At 44.0% G+C, this 11,821-nt stretch carries 17 protein-coding genes; 15 read left to right on the top strand and 2 right to left on the bottom strand.

Annotated features, from left to right (window positions below; translation table 11 throughout):
* Positions 1–16: 16 nt before the first annotated feature.
* The 3 genes from V6D44_RS16280 (at position 17) to V6D44_RS16270 (ending at position 2,400) form a co-directional block, all read left to right on the top strand.
* Entirely contained in the window at positions 17–355 is a 339-nt protein-coding gene (locus V6D44_RS16280) for a hypothetical protein (protein WP_087992467.1), read from the top strand.
* 12 nt (positions 356–367) lie between these two features.
* On the top strand, positions 368–1,288 hold the full coding sequence (locus V6D44_RS16275; RefSeq protein ID WP_087992468.1) for a DUF5655 domain-containing protein: 921 nt from the start codon (positions 368–370) through the stop codon (positions 1,286–1,288).
* A 104-nt stretch (positions 1,289–1,392) separates the two neighbouring features.
* Positions 1,393–2,400: a hypothetical protein gene (locus V6D44_RS16270; protein ID WP_333516731.1), complete on the top strand. Its 1,008-nt coding sequence runs from the start codon at positions 1,393–1,395 to the stop codon at positions 2,398–2,400.
* 468 nt (positions 2,401–2,868) lie between these two features.
* Here V6D44_RS16270 and V6D44_RS16265 read toward each other — a convergent pair whose 3' ends face one another.
* A complete protein-coding gene (locus tag V6D44_RS16265; RefSeq protein WP_333516730.1) occupies positions 2,869–3,606 on the bottom strand; it encodes a DUF4396 domain-containing protein in 738 nt (245 codons plus the stop codon).
* A gap of 237 nt (positions 3,607–3,843) precedes the next feature.
* On the opposite strand from V6D44_RS16265, the gene V6D44_RS16260 reads away from it, so the two are divergent.
* Positions 3,844–4,170 carry a four-helix bundle copper-binding protein gene (locus V6D44_RS16260; RefSeq protein ID WP_087992471.1) on the top strand — a complete coding sequence of 109 codons (327 nt, stop codon included), beginning with the start codon at positions 3,844–3,846 and terminating at the stop codon, positions 4,168–4,170.
* A gap of 57 nt (positions 4,171–4,227) precedes the next feature.
* Here V6D44_RS16260 and V6D44_RS16255 read toward each other — a convergent pair whose 3' ends face one another.
* Entirely contained in the window at positions 4,228–4,926 is a 699-nt protein-coding gene (locus V6D44_RS16255) for a YetF domain-containing protein (protein ID WP_087992472.1), read from the bottom strand.
* Between the two features lie 126 nt (positions 4,927–5,052).
* On the opposite strand from V6D44_RS16255, the gene V6D44_RS16250 reads away from it, so the two are divergent.
* The 11 genes from V6D44_RS16250 to V6D44_RS16200 all read left to right on the top strand — a co-directional run bounded on the left by V6D44_RS16250 (position 5,053) and on the right by V6D44_RS16200 (position 11,732).
* On the top strand, positions 5,053–5,562 hold the full coding sequence (locus V6D44_RS16250) for a spore coat protein (protein WP_087992473.1): 510 nt from the start codon (positions 5,053–5,055) through the stop codon (positions 5,560–5,562).
* Between the two features lie 105 nt (positions 5,563–5,667).
* Positions 5,668–6,405, top strand: coding sequence for an alpha/beta fold hydrolase (locus V6D44_RS16245; RefSeq protein WP_242519903.1), 738 nt, complete (start codon positions 5,668–5,670; stop codon positions 6,403–6,405).
* Positions 6,406–6,568: 163 nt separating this feature from the next.
* Positions 6,569–7,711 carry a Rap family tetratricopeptide repeat protein gene (locus V6D44_RS16240; protein WP_087992474.1) on the top strand — a complete coding sequence of 381 codons (1,143 nt, stop codon included), beginning with the start codon at positions 6,569–6,571 and terminating at the stop codon, positions 7,709–7,711.
* A complete protein-coding gene (locus V6D44_RS16235; protein WP_202328321.1) occupies positions 7,701–7,880 on the top strand; it encodes a phosphatase RapH inhibitor in 180 nt (59 codons plus the stop codon). The genes V6D44_RS16240 and V6D44_RS16235 overlap by 11 nt, the downstream gene beginning before the upstream one ends.
* A gap of 160 nt (positions 7,881–8,040) precedes the next feature.
* Complete coding sequence (locus V6D44_RS16230; RefSeq protein WP_087992476.1) at positions 8,041–8,760, top strand: YebC/PmpR family DNA-binding transcriptional regulator; 720 nt, start codon at positions 8,041–8,043, stop codon at positions 8,758–8,760.
* 135 nt (positions 8,761–8,895) lie between these two features.
* On the top strand, positions 8,896–9,513 hold the full coding sequence (locus V6D44_RS16225) for a spore coat protein (protein ID WP_442893324.1): 618 nt from the start codon (positions 8,896–8,898) through the stop codon (positions 9,511–9,513).
* 149 nt (positions 9,514–9,662) lie between these two features.
* The gene (cotJA, locus tag V6D44_RS16220) at positions 9,663–9,911 is read left to right on the top strand and encodes a spore coat-associated protein CotJA (RefSeq protein WP_003219489.1); all 249 of its coding nucleotides are present in this window, start codon (positions 9,663–9,665) and stop codon (positions 9,909–9,911) included.
* Positions 9,895–10,158, top strand: coding sequence for a spore coat protein CotJB (gene cotJB / locus V6D44_RS16215; protein ID WP_010329138.1), 264 nt, complete (start codon positions 9,895–9,897; stop codon positions 10,156–10,158). Before cotJA ends, cotJB begins: the two co-directional genes overlap by 17 nt.
* Before the next feature lie 14 nt (positions 10,159–10,172).
* Positions 10,173–10,742: a spore coat protein CotJC gene (cotJC, locus tag V6D44_RS16210; RefSeq protein WP_087992477.1), complete on the top strand. Its 570-nt coding sequence runs from the start codon at positions 10,173–10,175 to the stop codon at positions 10,740–10,742.
* A 122-nt stretch (positions 10,743–10,864) separates the two neighbouring features.
* The gene (locus V6D44_RS16205; protein ID WP_202328320.1) at positions 10,865–11,407 is read left to right on the top strand and encodes a GNAT family N-acetyltransferase; all 543 of its coding nucleotides are present in this window, start codon (positions 10,865–10,867) and stop codon (positions 11,405–11,407) included.
* Between the two features lie 22 nt (positions 11,408–11,429).
* The gene (locus V6D44_RS16200; RefSeq protein WP_087992479.1) at positions 11,430–11,732 is read left to right on the top strand and encodes a YesK-like family protein; all 303 of its coding nucleotides are present in this window, start codon (positions 11,430–11,432) and stop codon (positions 11,730–11,732) included.
* Positions 11,733–11,821 lie beyond the last annotated feature (89 nt).

The raw sequence follows: 11,821 nt of genomic DNA, 5'->3' as shown, positions 1-11,821 counted from the left end.
AAGGGGAAGAGCTCATTTGGATAAAGAATTCTTAATCATAAAGATAAAGGATATTCAAAAAGACGACACGCTAACGAACCGCGCCTGCGGGAACTGGGATATGAAATTGTCCAGAGCAAAGGAATGTAAACGGGCAATTGTTGTTCGGAGCGGTGTGATTTTAAATGTTTACAAGATCGTAGACGCTTGGGAATCTGATGAACCCGCCAAGATCACTAAAACGAATAATAGAGTTCGGTTTCAATTGGCAGAGTGCCGTGATTATTCTTATTTGATTGGCAATATGCTGAAAACGAAAACGCAAAATCCAGTTTCGAGTCTATCCTTAGAAACCCTAATGGAACTAGTAAATTAAAAGGAGCCCAGCATGTATCTCTATAAAGTAAACAATCAAAACCAAATCGAAGATATTCGTGAGAAACCGTTTAAAAAAGAAAAAGAGATTCAGGATTTATGTGAAGCCAATCTTCAGCAGATGTTGGGTCTTAGGTTTGTGAAATCGGAATTCAGGATCAGCCATTTCCGCATTGATACGTTGGCGTTTGATGATGAGACGAACGCTTTTGTGATTATCGAGTATAAAAATACGAAGAACTTTAGTGTTGTCGACCAAGGGTATGCTTATTTAGCGGCGATGCTTAATCATAAAGCTGATTTTATTCTTGAATACAATGAGAATCATGATCGTCCGTTAAAGCGGGATGATGTGGACTGGTCGCAGTCGAAGGTCATTTTTATTTCCCCTGTTTTTACGGTGTATCAAAAGCAATCCATCCATTTTAAAGATCTGCCAATTGAATTGTGGGAGATGAAAAGATACGAAAATGATCTGATTCATATGAACCAAATGAAAGCGGATGGCGTATCCGAGTCGATTAAGACCATTTCGCGGCAAAGTGAGACCATTCAAGAGGTCAGTAAAGAAATTAAAGTGTTTTCTGAAGAGGATCACCTTGCAGATAAGCCGTTTGACACCACAGAGCTTTATCAGCAGCTAAAGGAGTTCATTTTAAATTTGGATGATCATATTTCAATCAAATCGACGAAGATTTATATCGCGTTTACGTCAAATAAGCGGAACTTCGTGGATATTTCTCTTTTAAAAAGCGGGCTTAAGGTGTGGGTGAATATGAAAAAGGGAGAATTGCACGATCCGGAAAAGAGAATGCGCGATGTTTCTGAGACCGGCCACTGGGGAAATGGCGACTATGAAATTTTTATAAAAGACGACGAAAACATTGAATATATCATGGGATTGATCAAGCAATCCTATGAGAAAAATAAGTGAGGGCTTCCATTGAGGAGTTCTTTTTTTATGGGGTTACAAGGGAAATGTACAGAGTATGTTGAAAACGATATAGAGTTTTGAACCATATACTGGGAGTTGTTTATATGAAAAAGCGTTTTATACTATTGGGCTTGTGCGCAAGTGTTTTTATATTGGCTGTATATATTTATTTTCAAAATAAGAATACGCATCCTGTCCAGTCTTCCGCCATACACCCCGAAGAAGACCGCATCTTTTTTATTTACTCCAATCCTTTCATCAAAGAAAGCACGCTGCTTTCGACTTCAACAGGCGACAGGTTTAATAGGCGCACGTTCAAGGTGGCGGATGTGCCTTATATTCAAACGAAATCTGACGCATCAACAGACCTTGTGTTATTAGCGGAGCACGAGTCTTTTTATTACACGCTGGAGAAGGATGTGATCAAAGAGCATCCGCTATCAGATCCATTTGCGTTTTGGTATGAGGGGAAGGATGTTTCTGTAAAGGCTTATAACGTTGATACGACGGGGAATGAGATCCATATAAACGATAGAAAAACGGAAAAGGAATATAGTCTTACTTTGCCTTCGCTTGTCACGATGGGTTCTAATGATGAGAACTATATTTATATCATCCAAAGCATGTCTCTTTATGTGATCGATAGAAAAACAGAGGAAATTGTTAAGACTCTGGGTTTAGCCTCATACGCAGATACATTCGCAGACTCCGAGAATTTTATTGTCGCGAGCTCGGAGCACAAATTGACTGTTATTGAAAAAGGGACATGGAAGACGACATATATTCCGTATCCCGATGATCTTGAATACGCTGATACCGTGTACTATGACAAAAAAAGCGGCCATTTTCACGTGACGTATGAAGACAAAGAGGGTGAGGCTAACTTGCTGGAATATGGGAAGGATTTTTCTTTTCACGCATACGATTTGAAATTCCCTTATATGGAGGCGAAGTTTAAGGGGAATCAACTGTATATTGTTGCTCAGGAAGAGCATAAGAAGGGCATTGGCGGGTACGTGGGTGTGTTTGATATTAAATCTAAGAAGAAGCTTTATCAGTTTGATTTGCCTGAGGAACAGGTGAAGGTTCAGGATTTTGTTGTGGTTGATTAGAGTCCAAAGCTATAGTCTTGAAAATCTCCTTCGGCTGAATAATAGAATTTGTTAACTTCAGCTTGATAGCGGTTATTGATAATGAAAAGAGTAACATTTGATGACACTAGTTTCTGCGGATGTAATGACATTTCAGGGGCAGGTCCATCAGCTAAGGCAAAAAATTAATAACTGGGATCATTCAGACTATATGGCAAACAGTATATTCCAATCTCTCCTTTTCTGAAAGTAACGGCTGCCGAGAAAATGTCGACAGCCGTAATTTTTTTCTTAACATATCGTCGATGTTCCGCACAAGAAATCTTCTCAAAAAGCGGGCGAATGAGGTACGAAGAAAATCCTTGTTCCGACAACATGTATCAATACATAGACTTCTCTTTTATCCCAGAAAAGCATGGTTTTCACAACAATCGTTGATTACTCTTTTTTTGATCTATAAATTTAGTTTTATGATTCATATATTAAGTGCTACATTGCATGTTTAACGCCTTTTTTAACAAGGAACCAGTTTGCGGGATAGCTTGTTGCTGTTCCTAAGATCATGGCGATTTGCATCATGAACCAAAATACGGGATCGTTAGGTTCAGGCGCATTAGAGGCAAAAATTCCGTAATGAACAATTGCCATCCAACCGAACATGCCGATTTCAAAGGCTATTAAGGATAACGTGTCTGCTTTAATGGCAGCCACAAAACCTTTTCCCCAGCCCATTCCTTTATTCATTGGAACAATAGAAAAGACTTGGAAAAATATCCCGAATAGGTATGCGAGAATGAATTCAACGACATAATCCGCAAATAAAGTTGATCCCGCAATCGCAAGACCTGTTAGAAAAACCAAAGGTGCGCCAATAAGATCCCCGATAGCACATCCGCTGGAACAATGGCTTGTAGAAACAAAAACGCTTTGATAGAAGGGCTTATTACCGTGCCCGTGACTTTGATGATTCATTTCCTTATGAGTGCTATGATGAAAATGTTCCCCGTGATTCGTATTCATTTGTGAATGTTTTTGGTTTTTCGTTTGACGTCCCATCGTCCAATAAAACCAAATCGCAAATGGCCCTAAATAGAGTCCTTGTATTGGCCAAACCACACTCATAATTTTCATCTTTTGCGGGTATCTAACCACATCTACGAGTATAGTGAAAAAAGATAAAACTCCTAAAAGTATCGCGGTATAAGCTATCACATCGAGTGTACTCATAACCAACCTCCGTTTTGATGTATATTCCGACGATACCCAGTACCCCTGTTGTTAAAACAGGTCTGACTCCTTAGAATAAGACAAATAAAAACACGCCTTCCAGTTTGAGAACGGATCAACAAGGGGGCCTATGCCGCAACGTATCTATAGGCCTTTTTTGTTGATAAGGGAGTCATGTTTTACAAACGGGGGAAGTGGATATGGTATAAATGAAATCATTCTTGAGGAGGTTTACGAATGGCATATGAACAATATCAATCATTAGTTGAGACGCTGCACGACTGCATGGTGGCATGCAACCATTGCTATGATGCCTGTTTAAAAGAAGAAAATGAAAATATGATGGCGGATTGCATTCGGCTGGACCGGGAATGTGCTGATATTTGTGCGTATGTTGCGCAAGCGATTGTAAGAGGCACGCCGTTTGTTTCTGAGCTGACACAGGCTTGTGCGGCGATTTGTGAGGCTTGCGGAAATGAATGCAAAAAGCATGACAAAGAGCATTGCCAGGATTGCGCCGAGGCTTGTTTTTCCTGTGCCGAGGCTTGTAAACAGGCGGTTTAAACATTGAGACAAACAAGGGCTTGAAACAGTGGAGATGAGACTGTTTCAAGCCCTTTTTTATTCAGATGGAGAATTTTCTTTTTTATCAATATACAGAGTGCCGTCTGTTTGAACTTCTGCGTAAAATACTTCTTTAGGATGTTGGATGCCAGATTCTTTTAGCTGGTCCATCAGCCATTGTTTGTTCAGATTCAATTTTTTCAAGTTGTCTTCTCTCACTTTCCCATCGGCTATGACTGAAGCGGGATGGGAAACCTTCGCATTTTCTCCTTGAACGTTCATATCCTTTTTCGTCACGTTTTGTTTTGCTTGCTTTTTCAGGACGGATAAACTGCCGTCCGTTTCAAAAATGGCATAATCGACATCGGCTAAGGAAAATATATTTTTTTTGCGCAGTAAGGTTTGTAAAGCATCGAGATCAAGACGGACGCTTCTTAACTGCTTATCCATTATTTTACCTTTTCTTATTAAGATGACCGGCTGCCCTTCAACAGCAAACCGAAAAGCGGGGAACTTAATATCCAGAAATCCGACGATGATTGTAAAAGCACTCCAGGCAAACAGGGCGATGAATCCATTTCTGATGTTGAGGGTGGAGTCAATGGCAAGCGAGGCTCCGATGGTTCCAATGGAAATGGCTGAAACAAAGTTAAAAAAGGTCAGCTGGGCGATTTCTTTTCTGCCCATCAGTCTCGTTAACACCAACAAGGTGATAAAGGCGATGATCAGTCTAATGATCAGTTGAGGAATAGGCATTGGCGAAAGCTCCTTCTATATAGATTCGATTCATATGTTTTTTATTTTCATCATTCTTTGGGAAAACAATGCACCATTTTTTCAATCGTTCATAGCCTATATAGACAATAAAGGAGGGATGTTCATATGAAACTTCCTGCCGCGGATCTGGGGATAATGGCAGAGCATTTGAGCACCCATGAAGGTGTGATTTCTAAGCTGAAAGCATACGGATCTACTGTTCGGCATCGCGATTTGAGGGATTTGCTCCACCTGCATGCGAATCTTTTAAGAACTCATGTCACGGCGATGCTGGCACTGATCAATCCGGATCAAACGAGTGAGGTGTATTTGCCTGAAATGCCGCACGTTCATTTTCACCAGCATTCAGGAGCTCTTTCGGCTGCTGAAAAAGATATCGCTCTGGAGGCTAGGTCGACCGCAAAACTCATGGGAAGCGATAATTTTAATTCGGCATTAATGATGAAACATCCTAACGTGAGGAATATTCATCTTCAAATGTCTTTCCAAAATGCCGCGCTGCAAATGCTGTATACCCGTCTGATCAGAAGAGGAAATGGTGAATTTGTTCCGATGGCCAGTGAACAAATGCAGCGGCTGACGCTGCAGCACTATCAGCATGTCGGGAATGAGTGAACCATAGGTGAAAGCTTTTCCAATGATCAAATGGAAAGGCTTTTTTGAGTGAAAGATACATAAAAAGGGAACCCCAAATAATGAATTTTATTTGAGGAGGTGCTTTTGCTTGGACATGCTTCAGAAAGAAATTCAGGTTGGGGAGCACAGATTATTTTACCGGACTGCAGGTGTCGGCAGCAAAACGATTTTCTGTTACATGGAATTCCGACAAACTCTTTTTTGTGGATGAATGTGATTCCGCAGCTGGCAAAGGAGTACATTGTTATTGCTCCTGATATGCTTGGCATTCAGAAAGTAAACGTTGTCGGGCATGATCTGGGCGGAGGAGTCGCTCAAATATTAGCTGTCCAGTATCCGGATCGGGTAGAGAGTTTTGTTGTCATTGATGACGTGACCTTCAGCAACTGGCCGCTGCCTAAAGTTGTATCGCTGCGGTATCCGACAGCGCCTGAGTTTGAGCCGTCTCCATATTTCATTGAGCGGATGATCAGGGAAGGGGTCTTTCATCAGCAGATGGTTACCCCTGAGATTCTTCAAGCATTTATCGCGCCGTTTGACCATGAAAACGGACCAAGGGAGTTACAGGAAGCTTCCCTCGCGCTTGAACATCATCAAACAGAAGATGTGGTTCCCGGGCTTCAGGGAGTGCGCGTACCGGCCACGTTTTTATATGGACAATATGATCGGTACCTTCCTCCATACTGGGGATTCAAGCTGCAGGAAACGGTCCTGAATTCCACGTTTAAAGTGCTTCCGGAATGCAGCCATTATTCCATGCTGGACAATCCTTTATTGGTGTCTCAAGAGATTGCGGCCCATATGAATCAAATGAATGGATAACACGTAATGCCTGACAGTTTCCGATATGATTTCTCTGTCAGGCATTTGTTGTTTACGGAAAAACGAATTGACAGGATGAAAAAACAATTTCTTCCTTTTATCTTGTTTTCAAATTTTTGGGTTGATAAAATATGACATATCTTACATAGAGGGAGGGAAGCCGTTGAGTCAAGCCATACCGTCTTCGCGTGTTGGTGTTAAGATTAATGAATGGTACAAGATGATTCGTCAATTTAGTGTTCCGGATGCTGAGATTCTCAAAGCGGAGGTGGAGCAGGACATTCAGCAGATGGAAGAGGATCAGGATTTGCTGATCTATTATTCTCTCATGTGTTTTCGGCACCAGCTGATGCTGGATTATTTAGAGCCGGGACAAACATACGGGAATCGCCCTACAGTGACAGAGCTTCGGAAAACGATTGAAACTCCTCAGAAAAAACTCACAGGCCTTTTGAAATACTACTCTTTGTTTTTCCGCGGCATGTATGAATTTGATCAGAAAGAATATGTGGAAGCGATCGGGTTTTATCGCGAGGCGGAGAACGAGCTGCCGTTTGTGTCAGATGAAATCGAGAAAGCGGAATTCCATTTTAAAGTGGCGGAAGCGTATTACCATATGAAGCAAACGCATGTGTCGATGCATCATATCCTTCAAGCTTTAGACATTTATCAAAAACATCCTCTATACAGTGTTAGAACCATACAAAGCTTGTTTGTGATCGCCGGAAACTATGATGACTTCAAGCATTATGACAGAGCGCTCCCGCATTTAGAAGCGGCGTTGGGATTAGCAATGGACATCCAAAACGACCGGTTTATCGCCATTTCTTTGTTGAACATCGCGAACAGCTATGACAGATCAGGAGACTATCATATGGCGGTAGAACACTATCAAAAAGCGGCGAAAGTAAGCAGGAAAACGGTACCTGATCTGCTTCCGAAAGTCTTGTTAGGTTTAAGCTGGACACGATGTAAAGCTGGCCGGAAACAAGAGGCGTTTCAGTCAATAGAAGAAGGATTAGCACATATTACAACATATCCGCAACGGACGTCTTATAAATTCTATAAAGAATTATATACGTTCTTGCAGGCCGTGTACAAAGAGGCTGTTGACGAAAGCAAAATTTATGATCTTTTAAACTTTTTTGAAAAAAAGAACCTGCACGCTTACATTGAAGCATGTGCCCGAAGTGCTGCCGCTGTTTTTGAGAGCCGCTGTCATTTTGAACACGCTGCCGCGTTTTATCGAAAAGTGCTGAAAGCCCAAGAAGATATTCAAAAAGGAGAGTGTTTATATGCTTATTAAGAAAAAAGTGATGATGTGCCTTGCTGTTACCCTGATTTGCGGAAGCATTTCGGTTCCTTTCCTGACAAAGTCCGGCGATTTTAAGGAATCAACGGATCGAAACACGACGTATATCGATCATTCCCCTCACAATAGTATTGCTGATCAGGAGAAGAAAGCCCTTAGCTAGGGCTTTTTTCTTGCTTTACGGAAGAAGTTCATCCTTTTACACCGCTGCATTCCTTCTATTTCTAACGCAAGACACTCGAAACAACCAAACCATTTGAGGTATAATGGATAAAGTGAATAACAATATGTAGATAGATATATATGAAAGAGAGTGGAGCATCATGGGCCGTAAGTGGAACAATATTAAAGAGAAGAAGGCGTCTAAAGACGCGAATACGAGCCGGATTTATGCCAAGTTTGGCCGTGAGATTTATGTGGCGGCCAAGCAGGGCGAGCCTGATCCGGAATCCAATCAGGCGCTGAAGGTTGTGCTTGAGCGCGCGAAGACGTACAGCGTGCCGAAAAATATCATTGAGCGTGCGATTGAGAAAGCGAAGGGCGGAGCGGAAGAGAATTTCGATGAGCTTCGTTATGAGGGCTTCGGACCGAACGGATCAATGATCATCGTTGATGCACTGACGAATAATGTAAACCGTACGGCGCCGGAAGTGCGTGCGGCGTTCGGGAAAAACGGCGGAAATATGGGTGTAAGCGGATCTGTCGCTTACATGTTTGACGCGACAGCAGTTATCGGTGTGGATGGCAAAACAGCTGACGAAGCGCTTGAAATTCTGATGGAAGCCGATGTCGATGTCCGTGACATTTTAGAAGAAGATGAGAGCGTCATTGTATATGCAGAGCCGGATCAATTCCATGCGGTGCAGGAGGCGTTTAAAAACGCGGGCGTTGAGGAATTTACTGTTGCCGAGCTGACGATGCTTGCGCAAAGTGAAGTGACGCTTCCGGATGATGCGAAGGAACAATTTGAAAAATTGATTGATGTATTAGAGGATTTGGAAGATGTTCAGCAGGTGTACCACAACGTTGATTTAGGTGAATGAGAAATGAGCAGGCTGTGGTGGCCTGCTTTTTTCTTTTCCCCTGAATTTGTATGAGCTGTAATGGGCGGCCGCCTATACGATCTGTAAGATATTCTCATACTCTGGACTGTAACCTATGTGAAGGAGAGAGTGAATATGACTGATATGGATACAAGACATATCTATGGCGGACCTGGTTTTGGCGTTTCTCCAGGCTATGGCATGCAAGCTGGAGGCTACCCGGGCTACGGCATGCAAAGCGGAGGCTACCCGGGCTACGGCATGCAAGACGGAGGCTACCCGGGCTACGGCATGCAAAGTGGAGGCTACCCGGGCTACGGCATGCAAGACGGAGGCTACCCCGGCTACGGCATGCAAAGTGGAGGCTACCCAGGCTACGGTATGCAAAGTGGGGGCTACCCGGGCTACGGCATGCAAGACGGGGGCTACCCGGGCTACGGCATGCAAGACGGAGGCTACCCGGGCTACGGCATGCAAGACGGAGGCTACCCGGGCTACGGTATGCAAAGTGGAGGCTACCCGGGCTACGGCATGCAAAGTGGAGGCTACCCGGGCTACGGCATGCAAAGCGGAGGCTACCCGGGCTACGGCATGCAAGACGGAGGCTATCCGGGATCTGTAAGTTCTCCGAGCTACGGCATGTACCATGAGAATGATGGGAATCCACATCATCAAGAGGATAATCCCCATCATCATGAAGGAAAAGATAATCACCACCATATGGGCCACTGGGGAAAAGACTGCTATAAATAAAGATGATGTAAAAAGGGACACTCTTGCAGACCAAGGGTGTTTTTTATCTTTTAATTGAAATGAAAAAGCTCAGTTGCGTTTTCGGTCATAATCATACCTCCTGCCTCATACCTATTAAGGTCATTGTATTTAAGAAAGGAGGAGCGGGAATGAAGGATATGCAGCCGTTTACGCCTGTTAAATCATACACGCCCTTTCACAGCCGTTTTGATCCCTGTCCGCCCATAGGGAAGAAATATTACAGAACGCCGCCTAATCTCTATATGACCTTTCAGCCTGAGCATATGGAGCAGTTTTCGCCGATGGAGGCTTTAAGGAAAGGCACCCTTTGGAAGGATCTCTATGATTTTTATGAAAACCCTTATCGAGGGGGAGACGCACATGGCAAAAAAGGTTGATGCCGAGTATTACCGTCAGCTTGAGCAAATTCAAGCCGCGGATTTTGTGCTTGTTGAGCTGAGCCTTTATTTAGATACACATCCTCACGATGAAGACGCGCTGAAGCAATTCAATCAATATTCCGGCTATTCAAGGCACTTAAAAAGAAAGTTCGAATCCTCTTACGGACCGCTTTTGCAGTACGGCAACAGCCCCGCGGGCGAGGATTGGGATTGGAATCAAGGGCCTTGGCCGTGGCAAGTATAAGGAGGAATGCCTGAATGTGGGTGTATGAAAAGAAGCTGCAATACCCTGTTAAGGTCAGTACGTGCAATCCGACGCTGGCGAAATATTTGATTGAACAGTATGGCGGAGCGGACGGCGAGCTGGCCGCGGCTCTCCGTTATTTGAACCAGCGGTATACGATTCCTGATAAAGTCATCGGCCTTTTAACGGATATCGGCACGGAGGAGTTTGCCCATTTGGAAATGATCGCGACCATGGTGTATAAGTTAACTAAAGACGCCACGCCGGAGCAGCTGCGTGAAGCGGGGCTTGGCGAACATTACGTGAATCATGACAGCGCGCTGTTTTATCATAATGCGGCGGGTGTGCCGTTTACAGCGACTTATATTCAGGCGAAGGGCGATCCGATTGCCGATTTATATGAAGACATTGCGGCAGAAGAAAAAGCGCGGGCGACGTATCAATGGCTGATAGATATCTCCGATGATCCTGATTTGAATGATTCCCTGCGTTTTTTGCGTGAGCGTGAAATTGTGCATTCCATGCGCTTCAGAGAAGCGGTTGAAATTTTAAAAGAAGAGCGGGATAAAAAGAAGTTTTTCTAACGGGCAGCCGGGCCTCTCTTTCATGCACCCCTTTTACATACAGAGAAAATGTCTGTTTTTGCTGGAAGGTCTGCATTATAATCAAGGTGTGTGCAAGCTTACTTTTGGATTGGGAGGCCTTTATGTCATCTTTTAAGATTACGAATGAAACACTAGCTGATGGAATTTGCGCGTGTCCGGCCGTGTATGAGGATGCAGAATCGATTACCGGGCTGCTCGTCCGAACAGCTGAATGGCTCCGGGATCGGGGCTCTAACCAATGGAGCGGACTGCTGGAAGGGCAAGATACACACGATATCATGGGTTCAATTGAAAATGGACATGTGTTTGTGTTTAAAAAAGGTGAAGAGCTTGCGGCTGTCGTGATGCTGCTGCCGGAACCGAGCGAGTGGGATCAGACGCTTTGGGGAGACGATGGGCATGGGGCGTCCATTTATTTGCATCGTCTGGCGGTCAGCCGCCGGTTTGCGGGACAAGGACTTGGGGCGCGCGTTCTTCATTGGGCGGAGACGGCTATTGACTATCCGGGGAAAACACGGATTCGGCTTGACTGTGTCGCTGATAATGACGCCTTACACTCGTTTTATCGGCGTATGGGATATGAGTTCATGGGTGCTGATGCATCCGGTTATCATTTATTTGAGAAAGAGCTTGCGGCAGAATAAGCGTCCTTTATAGGAGGCTTTTTTGTCTTTTTCTAAAAAGGGGGGACATGGGATGGGGTCACTTGTTTTTGTGATAGGGATCGTAACGGCTTGTCTGTTCGCTAGCGTATCCGTTTTTGTACGGGGGAAGCTTCCTGACAAAAGGTGGCCGGAATGGATATTGGCCGGGCTGATTGTCCTTGGTGTGCTTGCCATCTGGTACAGCCTCGTGTATGTACGCGGCTGGGAGGGGGCTGCGCTCGGCATGCTTGGATTTCAGGTCATTTGCGGAGCTATTGCTGGATATTTGATCGAAAAGGCCATTCAGCGATACAGGAAAAGATAAGGGCGTCTGCTGTCTCAAAAGATGTCGAATTTTTCACGGGGCGGCAGGAATTTTCTTTCGAAAAGAGAAATACATATTACTTTAAAATG

Origin of the sequence: Bacillus sp. 0209A (assembly GCF_036765095.1) — a bacterium.
Lineage (GTDB): Bacteria > Bacillota > Bacilli > Bacillales > Bacillaceae > Bacillus > Bacillus subtilis_G.
This window is presented reverse-complemented; position numbering and strand designations above follow the sequence as displayed.